We start from the raw sequence: 19,636 nt of genomic DNA on the forward strand, positions 1-19,636 counted from the left end.
TCATTGCGAGGAGCGTTAGCGACGAAGCAATCCATTCTTGCTTGGCTGTTCTATGGATTGCTTCGCTGCGCTCGCAATGACGGCTTGATTGCTCCGGGGTTACGCAAACTCCAAAATCAGCGCATCCACCGCGAGCGTGGCGCCGGCGGCGGCGTGAATCTTCTTCACGGTGCCGTCGCGTTCGGCGCGCAGCACGTTCTGCATCTTCATCGCCTCGACCACGGCCAGCGTTTCGCCGGCCTTGACCTCCTGCCCTTCGGCAACCGCGATCGACACCACCAGACCGGGCATCGGGCACAGCAGCTTCTTGCCGGTATCGGCCGCCGAGTTCACCGGCATCAGCCGGGCGGCCGCCGCCTCGCTCTCGGTGAAGACGTTGACCGGAACTTCAAAGCCCTGATGCGCCAGGCGGATGCCGTTCGGGATCGCGCGCACCTGCATTGCCACATAATGGCCATCGATGGTGCCCTGCCAGACCGGCTCGCCCGGAGTCCAGTTCGAGACCAATTGATGCGGATTGCCCGGCAGATCGTCGGCGCCGATGAAGCGCACCGCGATTCCATCGGCTTCGCGCGCGACGTCGAGCGCGATTTCCGCGCGATCGAGCCACACCGCGCGGCGGCGCTCGCGCTGCACCAGCCGACCGTTCAACTGGCCGGAAATCTGCCGCTTGCGTTCGCCGAGCACGTGATCGATCGCAGCCCCGACCGCCGCAAGCCGGCGCGCGATCTCGCCTTCGGGCGGCCGCGCTGCAAATCCCTTCGGGAACTCCTCGGCGATGAAGCCGGTGGACAAATTGCCCTCGCGCCAGCGCGGATGGCTCATCAGCGCGGAGAGGAACGGAATGTTGTGTCGGATGCCGTCGATATAGAACGAATCCAGCGCCGTCGACTGCGCCTCGATTGCGGCCGCCCGCGACGGCGCATGCGTCACGAGCTTGGCGATCATCGGATCGTAATGGATCGAGATCTCGCCGCCCTCCTGCACGCCGGTGTCGTTGCGGATCGTGATGCCGTCATGGCTCGCTTCCGCGGGCGGGCGGTATTTCACCAGCCGGCCGATCGAGGGCAGGAAATTGCGGAACGGATCTTCGGCATAGACGCGCGATTCCACCGCCCAGCCGGTCAGCGTGACGTCCTTCTGCGCGATGATAAGCTTCTCGCCGGCGGCGGAGCGGATCATTTGCTCGACCAGATCGATGCCGGTGATCAGTTCGGTGACGGGGTGCTCGACCTGCAGGCGGGTATTCATTTCCAGGAAGTAGAAGCTCTTGTCCTGGCCGGCGACGAATTCCACCGTGCCGGCGGAATCATAATTCACGGCCTTGGCCAATGAGACCGCCTGCTCGCCCATCTTGCGGCGGGTGGTCTCGTCGAGCAGCGGCGACGGCGCCTCCTCGATGACCTTCTGGTTGCGGCGCTGGATCGAGCATTCGCGCTCGCCGAGATAGATCACGTTGCCATGCTTGTCGCCCAGCACCTGGATTTCGATGTGGCGGGGGTCGACGATGAACTTCTCGATAAAGACGCGGTCGTCCCCGAACGAGGATTTGGCCTCGGCCTTGGCCAGGTTGAAACCTTCGGCGACTTCGGATTTCGAATGCGCGATGCGCATGCCCTTGCCGCCACCGCCGGCGGACGCCTTGATCATCACGGGATAGCCGATCTCGTCGGCGATCTTGACCGCATGCTTTTCGTCCTCGATGACGCCGAGATGTCCCGGCACCGTCGAGACCTTGGCCTTGGCGGCGGCCTTCTTGGATTCGATCTTGTCGCCCATCGCGGCGATGGCGCCGGGGTTCGGACCGATGAAGACGACGCCCGCCTCGGCCAGCGCGCGCGGAAAGGATTCGCGCTCGGACAGGAAGCCGTAGCCGGGATGCACGGCCTGCGCCCCGGTCTTGCGGCAGGCCTCGACGATCTTCTCGATCACAAGGTAACTCTCGGACGCGGCCGGCGGGCCGATCAGCACCGCCTCATCGGCCATTTCGACATGAACCGCATCACGGTCGGCCTCGGAATATACGGCTACCGTTTCGATCCCCATGCGCCGCGCAGTCTTGATGACCCGGCAGGCGATCTCGCCGCGATTTGCGATCAGAATTCGTTTGAACATGTGCTTCTTGCTTGAGCTTTACTTGAAGGCTTGGATTTGAAGGCTTGGATTTTAAGGCTTGGATTTTAAGGCTTGGATTTTAAGGCTTGGGGCAGGATCCTCACCCGCAATGTGACATGCGGGAACGCGGCTAACAAACCCGTCGTACAGCAAAAATCGACCGAGGCAACGGTCCAGTTTCAGGCCGCCTGCTCAGGCTGCGGCCCGCTGCAGCCCGTCAGCCGGAATAGCTGTGAAATCGGCCGCGCGCATAGGCGTGCGACACCGCTTTCATCAGTTCGCCGACCTCGGTTTCCAGATATTCATTGGCCACGACCAGCGCGCGGACGGTCGCGCGCATATCCCCGCCGCAGGCCGAAATGGCCTGATCCACCGCCGTTTCCAGTTCGTCATTCAGTTCGGTGCCTGGCTGGGAGGAAGAAGACATGGAAATGATCCTTGAGCCCCATGTTCTCTATTTGTTCTAAACAAGTCAACTGATAGTCCCGACCGGCCCACGATTTCCCCGACTAATCACCGGGAGGCCCCGGGGCCAATGGAACCGAATATCGAGATCGCGAAAGATCAGGAGCGAAAGACCCCGATTCGAAAGCGGACCGGATGGCTGGTGGCCGTCATCGTATTTTTGGCGATGTATGCGGTCGCGATAAGCAGCGACCACACCTGGGGCCTAGAGCTGGGGTGGCTGCCTTCGACTTTCCTCGCTGCAGTATTCGGCTGGACTGCGTACAGCTTTTCCCTGGCTCTTCAGTGTAGTTGCGACCCTCATCGCGCTGCTCACAGCCTTGTCCTAGGTGCCATAGTTATTCCTCCGCTAGCACTGGCCCGTGCTAGAAGGTTGTGCCCGCCGAAATGAATTTGAAGTGAGACAATGCGATTCCTGATTTTCTTTGTCGCGATGCTGCTCGTGACATGCTCCCCCGTATCCCAAGCTTGGGCCGCCACGGCGACCGTCAAGGATGCCGGCACGATTCAACTGGGCAACGTGACCTACCGGCTCGACGGGATCGACGCCCCGGCATTCGATCAGCTCTGCATCGACGAACACGCCGACAGCTGGGCCTGCGGCATCGAGGCGCGCGATCAACTGGTCAAGCTGATCGACGGCCGCCAAGTCCGCTGCGACGATCTCGGCCCCGATCCCACCTTCAAAAAGCGGCGCCTCGGCGTGTGCAAGATCGAGGGCGACACCACCAGCCTCAGCCAGTTGCTGGTCCGCCAGGGCTTCGCCCTGAATATCGACGCCTCTGCAACCGGGCGTTTCAAGACCGACGAGGCCCGCGCCAGGGACGACCGTCAGGGACTTTGGAAAGGCTGTTTCGCAGCGCCGCAAGAGTTCCGCCGCGGCCTGAAGGACGGCACGCTGCTGGGCGCCGCATGCCGCGCCGATCGCGACCGCCAGATTCGCGAGGCCCTATTCCCCGAGGATTTCGTGATGCCGTCCGGCTGCAACATTAAGGGCAAGTTCGCGGTGCGCGCCCGCGTCACCGGCAATTTCGGCATCTATCATCTGCAGGCCTGCCGCAGCTATCCGGGACTGACCAATCCGGACCGGTGGTTTTGTTCCGAAGAGGACGCCCAGGCCGGCGGGTTCCGCAGAGCCTATAATTGCCGGCCCCCCGCCAAGAGCAAATGAAAGCAAATGATGCTGGCAAACCTTGCGCCTCTCGTGTGAGAGTGTGGCAAGAGGCTTGCGGGCGCGTATGACTCCTCCTGATCATTCCAACCCACTTCCTGAAGCAGCCGCCGCGGAAAGGCTGCGTCAACATCTCGAAGAAATCGCGCGCGAGCGCGACCGGGCTCATCGCGCGCTGCAGGAACGCGAGGCGGAGCTGGCGCGGATCCAGCGAATAGCCGGTGTCGGCGGCCTCGAGATCGATTTTCGCGACGGCGTCAAGAATCGCCGCTCTCCGGAATACCTCCTCGTTCACGGGCTGCCGCCCGAGGCGGCCGGCGAGACCTATTCGGACTGGGTTAGTCGAATCCATCCCGAAGATCGCGAGCGGACGGTCAAACATCTGTTCGGCGTGCTGCGGAGCGAGAGCCAGGACTATTCGGCCGAATACCGCATCATTCGGCCGAATGACGGCAACATCAGGTGGATCCGCGTCGTTGCGAAGATCGAGCGCGGCCGCGACGGTCGCGCGCAGCGCCTGGTCGGCGCCGATCTCGACGTGTCAGGTCAGATGCTGGCCCAGGAAACGCTGCGCGAAAGCGAGGAGCGCTTCCGCCTGATCGCCGACAGCGCCCCCGTCCCGATCTGGGTCACCAAGCTCGACCGCACGCGCTCTTTCGCCAACCAGGCCTATGTCGATTTCCTCGGGTTGCCGTTCGAGCAGGCGATCGGGTTCGACTGGCGCAAGGTGCTGCATCCGGAGGACCTGCCGCGCATCCTGCAGGAGTCGGTCGCCGGCGAGGCCTCGCTGAAGCCGTTCGTGCTGGAGGCCCGCTACAAGCGCGCAGACGGCGAATGGCGCTGGCTGAGGTCGGAATCCCAGCCGCGCTGGGACCCGACCGGAAACCACATCGGCTTCATCGGCGTCGCCCACGACATCACCGCCGCCAAGCAGGCCGAAACCGAACTGCGGAGACTGAACGAAACCCTGGAACTGCGAATTACCGAGCGGACGGCGCAACTGGAATCCAACGAAGCCCAGATGCGCGCGATTTTCGAGACCAGCCACCAGTACCAGGCGCTGCTCAATCCCCATGGCGATGTGCTCTACGCCAACAAGACGGCGCTGGACGGCATTCGCGCCGACGCCGCCGACGTCATTGGCAAGCCGTTCTGGGAAACGCCGTGGTTTGGCGCCACCGAGGGCATGCCTGACGCCGTCCGCAATGCCTTCGTCGCGGTCATGAGGGGCGACGAGGTGAAGACCGAGATGCGGCTGCATCTGCCGGTCGGCGAGCGCTATTTCGACTTCGCGATGCGCCCCTTGCGCGACCAGCACGGCGCCGTCATCGGTGCGGTTCCGGAAGCCATCGACATCACCGAGCGCCGCAAGGGCGAGGAAGCGCTGCGGCAGTCGCAGAAGATGGAAGCGGTCGGCCAATTGACCGGCGGTGTTGCGCACGATTTCAACAATCTCCTGACCATCATCCGTTCCGCCACCGACTTCCTGCGCCGCCGCGACCTGCCGGATGAGCGGCGCCGGCGTTACATCGATGCGATTTCCGATACCGTGGAACGCGCCTCGAAACTGACCGCGCAATTGCTGGCGTTTGCCCGCCGGCAGCCGCTCAAGCCCCAGGTGTTCGATGTCGGCGCCCAGGTCGAAGCCGTCGCCCAGCTGGTTCGTCCGCTTGTCGGCCCAAGGATCAGGATCGAGGTCGATATTTCAGCACCCGACTGCTTCGCGATTGCCGATATCGCGCAGTTCGAGACCGCGCTGATCAATCTTGCGGTCAACGCGCGCGACGCCATGGAGGGCGAAGGCCGGCTCGCGATCAGCGTCAGGAAGGCTCATTCCATCCCTGCCCTGCGTGCCCAGACCGGACGCAGCGGCGACTTCGTCGCCATCGCCATGACCGACACCGGCCTTGGTATCACCCCCGAGCACATCGAGGCGATCTTCGAACCGTTCTTCACCACCAAGGAAGTCGGCAAGGGAACCGGGCTCGGCCTCAGCCAGGCCTTCGGCTTTGCCAAGCAATCCGGCGGCGATATCGCCGTTCTCAGCGAGCCCGGACAGGGCGCGACCTTCACCATCTACCTGCCGCAGGCCGCGATGCCGACCCAGGCGGCGGAAGCCGCGGCCGCAGGCCAGGAGCCCGGCCCGCGCGGACGCGGCTACCGCGTTCTCGTGGTCGAGGACAATGACGATGTCGGACAGTTCTCCACCGAGCTGTTGGAGGACCTCGGCTACATGGTGCGCCGCGCCGACAATGCCGACACCGCGCTGGCGATCCTGGCCGAGGACGAGTTTGCCGCCGATCTGGTATTCTCCGACGTCATCATGCCCGGTATGAACGGGGTCGAGCTCGCCGGCGTCATTCGCGAACGTTATCCGGGCCTGCCCGTGGTGCTGACCAGCGGTTACAGCAACGTACTGGCGGAAAATGCCCATCGCGGCTTCGAGCTGATTCAGAAACCCTATTCGGTCGAGTCGCTGTCGCGCATCCTGCGGAAGGCGATTTCAGACGCGCGGCTTTAGCGGCGATCGGCAGCCGTTACGCCGCATTCTCGACCGCGGTCGGGCACGCGGCCAGCAGCGCGCGGATTTCATGCGCCGGCCGGGCCGCGCTGAACAGGTATCCCTGCATCTGGGTGCAGCCCAGATTCTGCACGGTTTCGCGCTGCTGCAAGGTCTCGACACCTTCGGCCGTCGTGATCATGTCGCGGTCGGCCGCGATGCTCACCACCGCCTTGATGATGGAGGCCGAACTCGAATTGCAGGTGACTTCCTTGACGAAGCTGCGGTCGATCTTGATCTTGTCGAACGGGAAGCGCTGCAGATATTGCAGCGAGGAATAGCCGGTTCCGAAATCGTCGAGCGCGATGTGAACCCCGAGCGCGCGCAATTGATTTAGCGCCACAAGCGCGGCGTCATCGTCCGCGATCAAGACCGCCTCGGTGATCTCAAGCTCCAGCCGGCGCGGATCGAGCCCGGTGTCGGCGAGTACAGCGGCGACCTTCAGCGACAGCGACTGCGAGCGGAACTGGATCGGCGAGACGTTGACGGCAACGCGCACATGCGCCGGCCAGGTGGTCGCTTCGGCGCAGGCGGTCCGCAGCACCCACTGTCCGATCTCCTCGATCAGGCCGGTCTCCTCGGCCACCGGAATGAAATCGGCGGGCGAAACCATGCCGCGCAGCGGATGCCGCCAGCGCAGCAGAGCTTCGCAGCCCCTGACCTCGTCGTTGCGCAAATCGACCAGTGGCTGGTAGTGCAGTTCGAATCCGCCATCGACCAGCGCCGCGCGCATATCGCTCTCGAGCTCGCGGCGACGGTTGGCCTGCTTTTCCATGCTCGGTTCGAAGAAGCGATAGGTCCGGCGGCCCGCCGCCTTCGCCGCATACATCGCCAGGTCAGCGCTCTTCAGCAGCGCGAACAGATCGAAGCCGTGACGCGGCGCGACTGCGACGCCGATGCTGGCGTCGCTGGAAAGGCGATGGCCGTTGCAATCGAACGGCGTCCGCAGCCGATCGTAAATCCGCGCGACCAGAATGCTGACGTCGTTATCACACGTGACGTGACGCTGCACGACGGCGAACTCATCGCCGCCGAGACGGGCGACGAAGTCTTCGGGCCCGACCGACTGGCGCAGGCGATCCGCGACGCCCTTGAGGAATTCGTCGCCGATCAGATGCCCGAGCGAATCGTTGATGCGCTTGAACTCGTCGATGTCGATGTAGAGGATCGCGAATTGCGCGGCTTCGGATTCCCCGAGCAGCGCTTCGGCATGGCGCTGGAACAGCGTGCGGTTCGGCAGGTTGGTCAGCGCGTCGTAATGGGCGAGATGCTGGATCCTCGCCTGGACGCGCCGCCTCTCGGTCACGTCTTCCAGCGTGGTCGCCCAGCCGCCGTCCGGCGAGCGCTGGTAGATCAGCTGGATCGTGCGCCCGTCAGGTGTCGTCGTCTCGATGATCCGAACGCCGTCGTCCGTGGGGCTCAGAAATCTCGCGCAATAGGCGTCGACGTCGCCGACAAAGGAGCCCTGCTCCTGGCGATGCAGGATGATGTCGCGCAAATGGCAACCTGGTTTGACGATGTCGGGTGATACGCCGAACATGTCGATATATTGCTGGTTGCAGACCACGAGGCGGGCCGAGGAATCGAACAGCAACAGGCCTTGAGTCATGTTGTTGATGGCGGCGTCCAGATGCTGGGTCTTTTCCGACAGCTTGTACTGGGCTGCTGCATGCTGGCTGCGCAACTGGCGCACGATCAGGAAGATCATGACGACAACGACGATGATCGCGAGCGCCGCCGCGCAAAACTGCAGTTTGGTCTGCGCCCGCCAATCGGCCAGCGCGGTCTCGGTCTTGGTGGTCGCAACGATCAGGATCGGAAAATGCATGAGCGAGCGGACCGCACCAACCTTGTCCTCATTCTCCGACGAGCTGGTGAAGCGTCCCGAGATGTTGCCGTTCAGGGCGAGCGCCCGCTGAAACGACGGCGACTTGGCGACGTTCACGCCGAGCAGCTTGGCTTCTTTCGGATAACGGGCGATGATAGTGCCGTCGCGGTGGATCATCGAAATCGCGGTATCGCTGTCCAGCGCCAGGGAGCCCACAAAAGCTTCGAAATGCGACGGCTCGACGCCGCGGCTGGCAAAGCCGATGATCTCGCCATTGCGGCCGACGATCTTGCGCGCAAACACCGTGGTCCAGACTTTCGTGACCTTGCTGACGACCGGTTCGACGATCACGTCGGGCGTCGGCTTTCCCGAGGTGAATTCCTGGAAATAACGCCGGTCGGAAATGTTCACGTCCCCCACCGGCCACATCTGGGAGGTATTGATCAGCCAGCCCTTGGCATTGAACAGGTTCAGGGCGCCGACATGCGGCAGCGTCGCAAGCCTTGTGCGCACCATCTCATGCGCGCTCAAGGTCGACATTTTCCTTTCGAATTCGTCTGGTGTGTTGACCCCACCGGCCCGGATATAGTTCAGGACGTCGTCGTGCACGTGCTGGAGATCGCTGAGCTGCTGGTCGAAATGGCGCGACAGCAGCAGCGCGGTGTTGTTGAGTTCGCGCTCGGCAACGTCCAGCGCACGCTCGCGGAATTGCAGCGCGAAATAGCCGGTGCCGAGCATGATCGCGATCACCGTCGCCGCGGCGCACAGAATGAGCCACTGCACCACGCTCAGGCGCATCCGGGACAGCACGCCGGCGATTGACCACCGCAGGCTCCCCGCCATGACGCTATCCGATGCACTACCCGGCATTCTTGTCCGCCCCCACAGTCGCTTTTGTACGGGAAGACAACCCAAGAGGGCGTTAGCAAAATCAGTTATTGCGGGGTTAAAGCGCGCACCCGGATCAGGCCATTTCCGGAACTTCCGCCTCTTTCAAGCTGCACTCGATCAAGGCCCCGTCGATCGCGAATGCCGAGAATGGCGAAAGCTCCGTCACGACCTGCAGCGCCGCGAAGAACTGCGCATCGCCGGGGCTCTTGAGGAAGAACCGGACATGCCCCGCCGACAGCGTGTCGCGCGACAACCATACGATCCCGGAGAACAGGGCGACCATGGTCTGCGCGTACTGGCCCGATGTCGCGACCCCGAGTTCGTAGAGCGGCGAGACCACGACAAAGCGCGCGCGCAGGATCGGGGTCGGGAATTTGCTCATCATCAGGCGGCTGACCTGACAAGCCGCGTGAATCTTCTCTCCGTCCGAAAGGCAATACAGCGTCGGGTTGTCGCCGTCCTTGGTCAGGGCGTCGAACGCCGCGTAGCTACCGTTCGAAAACGTGGAAAAGTCTTCGCCGACGCTTTCAGCGTCCTTTTTCCATTGCGCCTTGATCGAACGCCAGGACTTGTCGGAGCTCATCGGCAGGAGGCGCATGATTAACCGGTGGTTAACACAGGACGTGGTCACCGGTATTTTATAGCCTTCGGCTAAACGTTTGCTTACGGCCTGGGTCCGGCGGCAAACATTTGTGACGATTCGTTGATGCCCAGGGTGTCGGCGCAGGCTCGCCTTGCCGCGGGGCAGCATCGCCTCCGACTGAAGCGCTAGCCTTAGCCCGCAGCGATATCGATCAGCGCGATCCCGAGATCTGCCCGCTTCTTCCGCCGCAGCTTGGCGGGGACTTCGGTCAGCACCACCTCGAGTGTCGGCCGCACCGTGCCGGAAAGCAAATGGCCGCCCCGCGTCGATCCGTCGGACAGTCCGAGCACGATGTGGACGTGAAGGCTGGCCTTGCCGTCATCGCCGACGGCAACGTCGCCGAGCGCGCTCAGCACTTCGCATTGTTCGTTGACCTCGATCTTCTTGTAGGTCTTCGTTGCAAAATCGAACCAGCCGACGACAGCCTTTTCGAAGGCGCCGATCGCCGTCACGGACGCCGCCGTCATCCTTGCCTCGTTCGCAAACCGCGTCAGCGCCGCGAACGCCTCTTCGCCGGACTCCAGAATGACGACGTGGATCCGCCCGCCGGGGTCGTCGGCAACAAGCTGGTTCTTCATATCGATATCCTGCGTTTGCGGCCGCGGTACATGGCTTCTCATCGGCGAGCGATCGCCTAGGCCTTCTTGCCGGGCGGATCGCCGCCTTCATCCACGCGGCTCACCTGCTGGGCGCGCGCCTTGTCCTTTGGCTGATCCTGTCCGCGTTCATCGCGGACGATGCCCTGATCCGCACCCTTGGCACGATCCTTATCTCGTTCCTTGGCCCGATCCTCTGAGGGTTCAGCCTCACTCTCCGCTTTCCGCAACCGCGACTGGCCTTCCCTCACCAGCAACTCATCGCCGAGCATCTGTCCAATCACCTGCTCGGTTTGCGCCTCTGCTTTCTCTCTGAAGGTGCTCATGCAAATCTCCTTTCATGGAGAACGGTTGAAAGCAGCAAAGTTTCCGGTGGAGCCGATCAAAGATCTGCATACGAATGGGTTCCGTCTGCATACGAGACAGTTCCGAGCTGACTAACGATCCTCTGCTCAAGCGAATTGCGCGAGCCCGTGGCCGACGGACCAATTCTCCTTCGCGGCGTCGAGCACGTTCACGAACACATCCTCCGGCCGTATGCCGGGGCGCTCGCCAAGCAACTCCGCGATCCGCCGGAACAGCACTTTCTTCTGTTCCGCGGTGCGGGTGTCGAACACGGTGATCTGGATAAACACGAGGTCGTCGCTCCGGACGACGCCAAAGGCATTGCCGTAACGGAAGTTCGCTGCGTCATGCTCCGTGATGGTCATGAACTGGTCGTCTTCGGGCACGTTCAACGCTTCGCGCATCGCGCGATAAAGACTGTCGAAGATCGCCTGGCGGTAGGCTTCCGGCTTTCCGGCCCGCAGTGAGATGTGTAGCAGCGGCACAGCTGATCCTTTCCATATCGTCCTGGTCCATTTGGACTGGCCGTAACGCTAAATGCCGCCAGACTATTTTGACATGCTATGGATACGGATATCAGCTATAATGGCTGGAAATGACAGAGCGCCCCCTCGACCTCGATGCCATCAGGGCTTTCGTCCGCATCGCCGAACTTGGCAGCTTCACGCGCGCGGCTGAGGCCATGCGGACGACGCAGGCCGCGGTCAGCCTGAAGCTGAAGCGGCTCGAGGAGAGGTTCGGCTGCCGGCTCATCGAGCGGACGCCCCGCTACGTGCAGCTTTCGGCGCAAGGCGCAGCCTTTCTCGATCACGCCCGTGAACTGCTGGCGGTGCACGATCGTGCGCTCGCCGTATTTGCCGGTGCCCGGCAGCGCCTCACCATCGGCATCAGCGACCATGTTGCGGGGCCGGAGCTCCCGGCGCTGATCGCACGCATGAACGCGCAAGACCCGCAGCTGTTGATCGAAATCCGGATCGGATCGTCGGGCGACCTGCTGCAAAGCTTCGACCGGCGCGAGCTCGATACGGTAATCGTCCGCCTCGAGGCCGGGCGGGACGACGGAGAAATCATTACCGAAGAGAAATTCGGCTGGTTCGCAGCACCTGGCTGGCAGTACCGCGCGGGCGAGCCCTTGCCGCTTGCCACGATGGCCGAGCCCTGCGGCGTGCGTGCGATGGCCGGGCGGCTGCTCGATGCGGCGAACGTGCCCTGGACGGAAATCTTCGTCGGCGGCGGCGTTGCGGCGGTTGCAGCCGCCGTCATGGCCGGGCTCGGCGTTGCGGCGTTGGCGCCGCGCATGCTGCCATTCGGCGCCGTTGAGGTCGGCCCCAAGCTCGGACTTCCCGATCTGCCGCGCTTGCCGGTCTTGCTGCACTCCAGGGTCAAGGACGGCCGGCCGCGCGATGCGCTTGCCGCGCTTTCGGCTGCCTTCAGGAGCGTGGTCCGAGGTTAGCCAACGCCTCTGGTTCATGGGGCAAGGCGCTGCTCGCGCGCGAACTCGCGTCCGGCTCCGCCTGCTTCGCCGACGGCTGGCGCAGCCACTTCAGCAACTCGCGGGCGCTGAAGGCGATCACCACCTCATGGTGCCGCATGCCCTTGCCGCCCTTGACGAGGCCGAGATCGCGCACCACGCAGAAGCGCCCGCTGCTCATGCGGGCCAGGCGGCAACCTTTGAAGAAACCGAACATCGCACAATGATGCATCGGGACGCGATCCCGTCAATTCTTGACGGTGCGCGAATCCCTTTTGCGCGCGGGGATTCGTTCATCAGAACAAACACAGCACGGATGAGCGGGACGACATCCCGGAGACATCATGACCTGAGGTCATTCCCATTGATCGCCGCGTGCGACGGGAATTGCGACGATTGCTGGCGTATCTCACGTGCCGCCGGCCGCTCCGACGGATCACGCCCGAGCACTGGCTTCAATTCGGCAAGATCGATGAAGGCGTCGGCCTGACGCCGCAGGTCGTCCGCCACCATCGGCGGCTGGCTGACAATGGTAGAGATCACGGTCACGTGGACGCCGCGGCGTTGCACCGCTTCGAGCAGCGAGCGGAAGTCGCCGTCGCCCGAGAACAGGAACATCCGGTCGACATGATCGGCAAGCTCCATCGCGTGGACGGCGAGCTCGATATTCATGCTGCCCTTCACCTTGCGGCGGCCGCTGGGGTCGATGAACTCCTTGGTGAGCTTGGTGACGACGGTGTAGCCGTTATAGTCGAGCCAATCGATCAGCGGGCGGACCGATGTGTATTCCTGATCCTCGATAATGGTCGTGAAATAGAACGCCCGCAGCAGCGTACCGCGGCTCTGGAATTCCTTGAGCAGACGCTTGTAATCGACGTCGAAACCAAGCGCTCTGCAGGTCGAGTAGAGATTGGCGCCATCGATAAACAGCGCGATCCTGTCGGACGATAACATCAGGCACCAGCCCCCCAATTCGAGATGCGCAGCTCAGCAGAGTGACCGGCTTCGGCTCTGCGGACAAGTTGAAGGACACCGCAGCTGGCCGACGCGGGTGGCGTTGACGCCCCGGAGCAAGGGATCGTCGATGCACCACGCATGGTTCGGGCGAGCCTTGTCAATCTAGCGGGTCTCTTCATGATCAGTCCACCTGGAGCCGCCGAGAACGGCCGCACTCGCCTCAAGGAAGGCAAGATAGTTTTGATAGCAAACCAGAACGCCAAAATCGACCAGATCCAGCGCGGCCTCCCATGACCGATCGATCGGCACGGATCGCGCGCCTCCAGGAATGACGTAGGGTTGGAAGTTGGAGGTGGTGCTGTCCTGACGGCGTTTGGCACCCGGGCGAATATCGTTCGAGCAGTGGATCAATTGCAGGCTTGGCTTTGGCATCTCAATCCCCGAATTTGTGGCGGTACGAGACGGCGGTCGTTACGCAAGCGATGTTTACAATGCGGCTACCCCGGACAGCGGCGCCGAGGTTCAACGTTCAATCAGCACGAGCGATGGCGCGAGATACCTGCTGCCGCTCGGCTATCGCGCAAGCCTAGTCGCGGAGATTCGCCGAACCATTGAACGGAGGTTGATATGCACGTTACATTTGGGTGAGAGGAGCATACTTAGGTTTAGGATCAGCCGCCCAAGCCTTGCGAGGGACGAGCGCCCTCCTCCACCCGCAGCGATATCCAGTTGTCGACGTTGCGCGTTCCGCGACTGTCAACCGAGGCTTGCAGGCGCGACGAACGGCCGCGACCGCAAGCGCTTTGAGCCACCTGCGTATCGCGATGCACCATACCTCCGGGCCGGGAAAAGCTGCTAGGATACGGCCCATTCGTGGGGCCACGTGTTGCCGTCGATGGTGATGATCACCTGACGACGCGGCGCGGGGCCGGATGGCCGAATGCCATGCGTAACCAGATACTAAAATCCCGGCGCTCGGCCGAGCAGTCGCTGCTCGGCGGCATGGCGCTGGCATCGTTGACGGCGGCTTGCATCTGGCTCGTGCTCGGTCCCGCCCCGGAGGTTGCCGACTATCTGATTGCCGTCGCGCTGCTGCTCGCCCTGTTTCTCGCCTCATTGATCGTGATGCACCTGGTAGGAAGCACCCGCAGGCAAATGGAAGCCGCGCTTGAGAGCCGGGCAAGCGCCGAACAACGCGCAATAGAAGCCCTGCGCGAGAGCGAGGCGCAGTGGAAGGAGGTGTTCGAGCACAACCCCGTCATGTACTTCATGGTTGATGCGGACGGCATCGTCCTGTCGGTCAACACTTTTGGCGCCGCCCAGCTCGGCTATCTCGTCAGCGAACTACGGGGACAACCGGTGCTCGGGGTGTTCTTTGAAGCAGACTGGGACACGGTGCGAAAAAGCATTGAAGTCTGTCTGGCGCATATCGGGCAAACGCATAGCTGGGAGATCCGAAAGGTTCGCAAGGACGGTTCGGCGCTGTGGGTTCGGGAAAACGCGAAGGCCGTACGACGGCAGGATGACCGGCTGATCGTCCTGATCGCATGCGAGGACATCACCGAGCGCAAGGAGGCTGAAAACGCCTTGCGGCAGAGTGGGAACTATCTGGCGGAAGCACAGCGATTGAGCCACACCGGCAGCTTCGGCTGGCGCGTCGCCACCGGCGAAATTATCTGGTCGGACGAAACCTTCAGGATATTCGGTTTTGAAAAGGCACCTTCTGTCGTACTCGACACGGTCGTTCAACGCATTCATCCCGACGATCGAGCGGGCGCGCAACAGAACATCGACCGGGCATCCCGCGACGGCACGCATTTCGATCACGAATATCGATTGCTGATGCCCGGCGGCTCCGTCAAATATGTCCATGCAACGGCGCATGCCGTAACCGATGCATCTGATGGCATCGAATTTGTCGGCGCGGTGACGGACATCACGGCACGAAGGCGAGCGGAGGAGAAATTGCACGAGGCGCAGGCTGAACTGGCGCATGTCACGCGCGTGACGGCGCTCGGGGAGCTGGCCGCGTCGATTGCCCATGAAGTGAACCAGCCGCTGGCCGCCGTCGTCGCCAACGCCTCGGCCGCGCTGCGTTGGCTCGACCGCGACACTCCCGAACTGCAGGAAGCGCGCAGCGCTCTGGCCTCGATTATCGATGACGGCAACCGGGCGGGCGAAGTGATCCAGCGCGTCCGCGGGCTGGTAAGCAAGACCGCCGATCAGAAAGCGCCTCTCGACATCAATGCGCTCGTCAATGAGGTGGTCACCTTGCTGCATCGCGAACTGTTCAGCCAGCGGATCGTGCTGCGGAAGGACCTCGCGCCCGCTCTCGGCCAGGTCCTCGGCGATCGGATTCAGCTGCAGCAGGTCATCCTTAATCTCGTCATCAACGCCATTGAAGCGATGCAACCGGTCATTGACCGGCCGCGCAAGCTGGCGATCCGGACGCACCAGGATGACGCCCACGAGATTCTGGTCACGGTAACAGACTCCGGTGTCGGATTGGCCGTTCAGAATGCCGACCGGCTGTTCGCCCCGTTCTTCACCACCAAACCCGACGGCATGGGCATGGGCCTGTCGATCTGCCGATCAATCGTCGAGTCCCATGGCGGGCGATTGTCGGCCTCCGTCAATGTCGGGCCCGGCGCGACGTTTCAGTTCAGCCTGCCGATGCATCAAGAGGACCATACGCCGTGACCGGCCGCTCAAACTCGCCTCGCACCATTGGCGGCCCGGACGAGCCGATCGTCTATGTTGTCGACGATGACGTGTCGGTGCGTGAAGCGCTCCGGAATCTTTTCCGCTCGGTGGGCTTGCGGGTCGAAGTGTTCGGTTCGGGCGCTGAATTTCTGCAGAGCAAGCTGCCGGACGTTGCGAGCTGCCTGATCCTTGACATCAGGCTGCCTCGACTGAGCGGCCTCGACTTTCAGGCCGACCTTGCCAAGGCAGGCATTCACATTCCCATCGTCTTCATGACGGGCCACGGCGATATCCCGATGACGGTCAGGGCCATGAAGGCCGGGGCTGTCGACTTCTTGACCAAGCCATTCCGCGATCAGGACATGCTGGATGCCGTGACGGCGGCCATCGAACGCGATCGAAGTAGCCGGAATGAAGCAAAGATCCGCTCTGACCTGCACGCGCTGTTCGCGACCTTGACTGCCCGGGAGCGGGAGGTGATGGCGCTGGTCACGTCCGGGCTCATGAACAAGCAGATCGCGGCCGAAATCGGCATTGCCGAGATCACCGTGAAGATACACCGCGGAAACATCATGAGAAAAATGGCCGCGAAATCGCTGGCCGATCTGGTGAAGATGGCCCAGGCACTCGAAATACAGCGCCCGGCGCCGCCCCAATAGCCTGGCGGATAAAGCATGATCCGGAAAAGTGGGTACCGGTTTTCCGAAAGATCATGCTCAAACAAAGAGATGGAGCAGGATGACGGTTCGAAGAAACGTCATTCTGCTCTAGTTGAGCGCTCCAAATCCCGTTCTGCAAACCTAAGTATGATTTTCCGCCCCTGATTTGCGACGCACTCTGCTCCCAAGCGGCTTGCAGCAAGAGGCATTCTGCCAGCACGTCAGGAAGCACCGCTTTGGCCAACCCACCCGTGATTTCAATCATTGACGATGACGGCTCCGTTCGCACCGCGACCTACAATCTCGTGCGGACGCTTGGATACGTCGTTCACACCTTTGAATCGGCCGGAGCGTTCCTGCGGTCGCCTCATCTGGATGACACCTCGTGCGTGATCGCAGATATTCAAATGCCGGTCATGAGCGGTCTCGAGCTGCAAGCTCACCTGGTTGCCGACGGATACCGGCTGCCATTCATTTTCATCACGGCTTTCGCGACCGAGAGCGCGCGCATGCAAGCGCTGAAGGCCGGCGCGAGCTGCTTTCTCACCAAACCCTTCACGGGAGAGGCGTTGATCAACTGCCTCGACGCCGCGCTGGGCGAGCACGGCGAGGAAAAGAGCAGATGACCCGATCCGATTGGGTTAGCACGGCATCGCACCGCTATTCCGATCGGTCTGGCGACAGGGACAGAACAACCATTCCATTCCACCGAAATTGGCAGTTTCGAGCCGGTCATACCTAGGGATAAGCCGATCAACCATCTAGACAAGTTGAATATGGGGCGGGACGGAATGAGAGTGACGCATCGTTGCCCTCCGGTCATCCGACGGCACGACAACCAGTACACCACGATCAGTGAATGGCAATTCCTCAGGAGGAGGTCGCCATGCGTACAGGCCCACGCTGTTCCGAATGCGACAGTGAAGAACCCAAGATCGTATGCCTGCGAAATCCGGCGCGTGAACGTTACTGCGGACGTTCTTGTCTCGGCCAGGGCCAGGAGAAATTCATTCGCCTGATCCTGCGAACGAATGCGGAGGCCGCATCATGACAAACCGTTGCGACAATCCGAACTGCGACCGCCCCTTCGGGTTGGTCCGTTTCAGCTGGCGCTTCGGGCAATTCTGCTCGTCCAGGTGCCGCGAGCAGTGCAAGCGTCAGCGGGATCGTAACAAGGCCTACTGGAGATGGCTCTACAAATGCCCCGAGCCGTCTATCGCCGAACAAAAGTAATCCGGAAGATGCTGCCGCTCGTGGACTCTTGTCTCTCGAGCGGCCATCGAGCCGGCTGAACCGCGAATGTCGGGAGTGGGCGGGAAATCAAGGAGCTGCCATGACAACCGCACAAGCGATGTTGATCGGAGCACTACTCGCGTGGACGCCCTCGCTTCTTGTGCTCGCCTGGATCTTGCGGGACATTCGAGACACACGCGGCCAGGATTAGCCGCGATCCAGCTTCGGCGCGCGACTTGTCGTCCGCGCCGCGCCATCATCCGGCAAGCCAGCGACCCTTGTGGATGTCGAACTTCACCAGACCTTCGTCGCGCATTTTCAGGAGCAGCGACTGGCAGGCTTCCTCATTCGGAAGATTGGCGCGTTTCATGATCTCGTAGACCTTGAGCGGCTTCTCGCGAAGCGCATTCAGGATATTCTCGCGATCCTTGAGCATGACTATTCCCTGTAGACCAAAAGCGACATTGATTGTTGAACGTGCCGCTTAGACCATGGCCAGTTTGATTTGACCATCGTCAAGGATGCCGGTCGCCAGAGCCTCGCGCGCCATCCGCTCGATCACGGGCCAATTGGTGAGCAGATATTTGTGGGCCAGCGCCTGCGTCGGAAGATCGGTTTGCAGAAGGCAGCGCTGCCGCGCGTTGCCGTTCGCGATCTGAAAGGATACCGCTTGCGGTCCCTCGATGATCTCTTGCTCGGTGGGTTTGGCAACCAGCCGCATACGCTATTCCCTGTGAAACTTGTGAGGCCAGGCTGTTCGGATCGACCGCAACTGACGCGGATATATCGGGCGACCCGTCAGGACTGGTCGTTCTCGACCTTCGGGGAGCGTTTCTGCTTTTGGTCAGCACCGGGCTGCGTGTTGCGGACCGCGTTCGTCAGCATCTCCCGCAGTTCCGCCTTGGTCATCGGTGGTTGCCGCGCTACAGATGCTTTCCATTGTGCCATGGGATTCCATATGGGGTGCCGGATCGGGAATTAAAGGCCCATGTATGCTCGTGTGCGCATTCTTATGCACACATTGCACACGAGAGCGGGGGTGCAGCGCGCATCCGGCATTCCCTGCGCCCTCTGAACGGAGGGCGAGGAAATTACTGGCAAAGCTCGGGCACAACGTGTCGCGAGAATGCGAAACCGTATCTTCCGTCATTGCGAGCGCAGCGAAGCAATCCATGCATCTGTTATGCCGAGACGTGGATTGCTTCGCTGCGCTCGCAATGACGCAGATAGGCCGCGGCGTACTGGGTCCCCCGCATTCGCGGAGGACGACAGCGTTGTGTGGGGCCCGGTACCATCGCGGTCCAACCACCCTGCCCCACCATACAAAAGCGGCGGGGAAAATCCCCGCCGCTTTGAATTCAGCGATGCGAGAATGACGTTACATCATCCCCATGTCCAGCATGCCCGGCAGTTGCGCGAGCGGCAGTGCGGCGGCGCCGACCAGGGTCGCGACCATCGCGGCCAGCGCGTGGTTGGAGCGGCGCTTGCCGCGCATCTGGGCGGCAATCCACTCCAGCACCTTGGTGTCGATGTTGACGGCCTTGGCCGGGGCCCAGCTTTCGATGTCGGTGTCCGGCGACAGGGCAACCGTGCGCGGCGGCACGGGCAGTCCGGATTCGGACGCCGCATGATGGGCGACCGCCTTGGCCAAGAGATCGTCGAAACGGCCACCGTCGCTGCGCTCGGCGGCGGCGTCGCTGATTTCGAACAGCGCCTCGGCTTCGGCGCGGCTGACCGGCTGATGCTCGACGGCGGATGCGGTAAGGATGCGGGCGCACCAGGCGGCGTCATCGGCATCGAGAGCACGGGAAAAATGGATGCGGCCCTTGGTGGTCGGGCCCTCGCCGGTGATGACGCCGTCGCGCACGATGGTCAGCGCGTGGGCGGCGGTCTTGCGGCAGGAAGGCTGGAGAACGGCGAACGCTTCAATAGATTTGGTAGTATTAGGGGCAGACATAGCTTGCACTTCTCAATTTCTTTTTCTGATCCAGCATTGCGA

The 19,636-nt window shown here is 62.2% G+C and carries 19 protein-coding genes; 6 read left to right on the forward strand and 13 right to left on the reverse strand.

Annotated elements, in window-relative coordinates; translation table 11 throughout:
* Positions 1 to 99 precede the first annotated feature (99 nt).
* Complete coding sequence (locus JQ574_RS16495; RefSeq protein ID WP_212208954.1) at positions 100 to 2,115, reverse strand: acetyl/propionyl/methylcrotonyl-CoA carboxylase subunit alpha; 2,016 nt, start codon at positions 2,113 to 2,115, stop codon at positions 100 to 102.
* A gap of 217 nt (positions 2,116 to 2,332) precedes the next feature.
* Complete coding sequence (locus JQ574_RS16500; RefSeq protein ID WP_212208953.1) at positions 2,333 to 2,542, reverse strand: hypothetical protein; 210 nt, start codon at positions 2,540 to 2,542, stop codon at positions 2,333 to 2,335.
* 444 nt (positions 2,543 to 2,986) lie between these two features.
* Between JQ574_RS16500 and JQ574_RS16505 the strand changes: the two genes are divergently transcribed.
* Complete coding sequence (locus tag JQ574_RS16505; protein ID WP_212208952.1) at positions 2,987 to 3,751, forward strand: thermonuclease family protein; 765 nt, start codon at positions 2,987 to 2,989, stop codon at positions 3,749 to 3,751.
* Between the two features lie 67 nt (positions 3,752 to 3,818).
* The gene (locus JQ574_RS16510) at positions 3,819 to 6,272 is read left to right on the forward strand and encodes a PAS domain-containing sensor histidine kinase (RefSeq protein ID WP_249119390.1); all 2,454 of its coding nucleotides are present in this window, start codon (positions 3,819 to 3,821) and stop codon (positions 6,270 to 6,272) included.
* A gap of 16 nt (positions 6,273 to 6,288) precedes the next feature.
* Here the strand turns inward: JQ574_RS16510 and JQ574_RS16515 are convergent, their stop codons facing one another.
* The 5 genes from JQ574_RS16515 to JQ574_RS16535 all read right to left on the reverse strand — a co-directional run bounded on the left by JQ574_RS16515 (position 6,289) and on the right by JQ574_RS16535 (position 11,099).
* Positions 6,289 to 8,982: an EAL domain-containing protein gene (locus tag JQ574_RS16515; RefSeq protein ID WP_212208950.1), complete on the reverse strand. Its 2,694-nt coding sequence runs from the start codon at positions 8,980 to 8,982 to the stop codon at positions 6,289 to 6,291.
* Positions 8,983 to 9,103: 121 nt separating this feature from the next.
* Entirely contained in the window at positions 9,104 to 9,781 is a 678-nt protein-coding gene (locus JQ574_RS16520) for a hypothetical protein (RefSeq protein ID WP_212208949.1), read from the reverse strand.
* A gap of 23 nt (positions 9,782 to 9,804) precedes the next feature.
* On the reverse strand, positions 9,805 to 10,251 hold the full coding sequence (locus JQ574_RS16525; RefSeq protein WP_212208948.1) for a PPC domain-containing DNA-binding protein: 447 nt from the start codon (positions 10,249 to 10,251) through the stop codon (positions 9,805 to 9,807).
* A 56-nt stretch (positions 10,252 to 10,307) separates the two neighbouring features.
* The gene (locus tag JQ574_RS16530) at positions 10,308 to 10,595 is read right to left on the reverse strand and encodes a hypothetical protein (RefSeq protein WP_212208996.1); all 288 of its coding nucleotides are present in this window, start codon (positions 10,593 to 10,595) and stop codon (positions 10,308 to 10,310) included.
* Between the two features lie 126 nt (positions 10,596 to 10,721).
* The gene (locus tag JQ574_RS16535; RefSeq protein WP_212208947.1) at positions 10,722 to 11,099 is read right to left on the reverse strand and encodes a tautomerase family protein; all 378 of its coding nucleotides are present in this window, start codon (positions 11,097 to 11,099) and stop codon (positions 10,722 to 10,724) included.
* Positions 11,100 to 11,209: 110 nt separating this feature from the next.
* Here JQ574_RS16535 and JQ574_RS16540 point away from each other — a divergent pair, with 110 nt between their 5' ends.
* Positions 11,210 to 12,067, forward strand: a complete 858-nt coding sequence (locus JQ574_RS16540) for a LysR family transcriptional regulator (RefSeq protein ID WP_212208946.1) — start codon at positions 11,210 to 11,212, stop codon at positions 12,065 to 12,067.
* Here the strand turns inward: JQ574_RS16540 and JQ574_RS16545 are convergent.
* The 3 genes from JQ574_RS16545 to JQ574_RS16555 all read right to left on the reverse strand — a co-directional run bounded on the left by JQ574_RS16545 (position 12,045) and on the right by JQ574_RS16555 (position 13,474).
* A complete protein-coding gene (locus JQ574_RS16545; protein WP_249119391.1) occupies positions 12,045 to 12,302 on the reverse strand; it encodes a hypothetical protein in 258 nt (85 codons plus the stop codon). The genes JQ574_RS16540 and JQ574_RS16545 overlap by 23 nt on opposite strands.
* Before the next feature lie 125 nt (positions 12,303 to 12,427).
* Positions 12,428 to 13,039: an NYN domain-containing protein gene (locus tag JQ574_RS16550; protein WP_212208945.1), complete on the reverse strand. Its 612-nt coding sequence runs from the start codon at positions 13,037 to 13,039 to the stop codon at positions 12,428 to 12,430.
* Between the two features lie 165 nt (positions 13,040 to 13,204).
* Positions 13,205 to 13,474, reverse strand: a complete 270-nt coding sequence (locus JQ574_RS16555; RefSeq protein ID WP_212208944.1) for a hypothetical protein — start codon at positions 13,472 to 13,474, stop codon at positions 13,205 to 13,207.
* Positions 13,475 to 13,987: 513 nt separating this feature from the next.
* On the opposite strand from JQ574_RS16555, the gene JQ574_RS16560 reads away from it, so the two are divergent.
* The 3 genes from JQ574_RS16560 (at position 13,988) to JQ574_RS16570 (ending at position 17,030) form a co-directional block, all read left to right on the forward strand.
* Positions 13,988 to 15,742, forward strand: a complete 1,755-nt coding sequence (locus tag JQ574_RS16560; RefSeq protein WP_212208943.1) for a PAS domain S-box protein — start codon at positions 13,988 to 13,990, stop codon at positions 15,740 to 15,742.
* Complete coding sequence (locus tag JQ574_RS16565) at positions 15,739 to 16,404, forward strand: response regulator transcription factor (RefSeq protein WP_212208942.1); 666 nt, start codon at positions 15,739 to 15,741, stop codon at positions 16,402 to 16,404. Before JQ574_RS16560 ends, JQ574_RS16565 begins: the two co-directional genes overlap by 4 nt.
* A gap of 236 nt (positions 16,405 to 16,640) precedes the next feature.
* Positions 16,641 to 17,030 carry a response regulator transcription factor gene (locus tag JQ574_RS16570; RefSeq protein WP_249119392.1) on the forward strand — a complete coding sequence of 130 codons (390 nt, stop codon included), beginning with the start codon at positions 16,641 to 16,643 and terminating at the stop codon, positions 17,028 to 17,030.
* Between the two features lie 863 nt (positions 17,031 to 17,893).
* Here JQ574_RS16570 and JQ574_RS16575 read toward each other — a convergent pair.
* The 3 genes from JQ574_RS16575 to JQ574_RS16585 all read right to left on the reverse strand — a co-directional run bounded on the left by JQ574_RS16575 (position 17,894) and on the right by JQ574_RS16585 (position 19,594).
* The gene (locus JQ574_RS16575) at positions 17,894 to 18,073 is read right to left on the reverse strand and encodes a hypothetical protein (RefSeq protein WP_192733787.1); all 180 of its coding nucleotides are present in this window, start codon (positions 18,071 to 18,073) and stop codon (positions 17,894 to 17,896) included.
* A 48-nt stretch (positions 18,074 to 18,121) separates the two neighbouring features.
* Positions 18,122 to 18,358 carry a hypothetical protein gene (locus JQ574_RS16580; RefSeq protein WP_211998140.1) on the reverse strand — a complete coding sequence of 79 codons (237 nt, stop codon included), beginning with the start codon at positions 18,356 to 18,358 and terminating at the stop codon, positions 18,122 to 18,124.
* Positions 18,359 to 19,015: 657 nt separating this feature from the next.
* Positions 19,016 to 19,594, reverse strand: coding sequence for a hypothetical protein (locus JQ574_RS16585; RefSeq protein ID WP_212208941.1), 579 nt, complete (start codon positions 19,592 to 19,594; stop codon positions 19,016 to 19,018).
* Positions 19,595 to 19,636 lie beyond the last annotated feature (42 nt).

It is taken from the genome of Bradyrhizobium sp. AUGA SZCCT0158, from assembly GCF_018130065.1.
Lineage (GTDB): Bacteria > Pseudomonadota > Alphaproteobacteria > Rhizobiales > Xanthobacteraceae > Bradyrhizobium.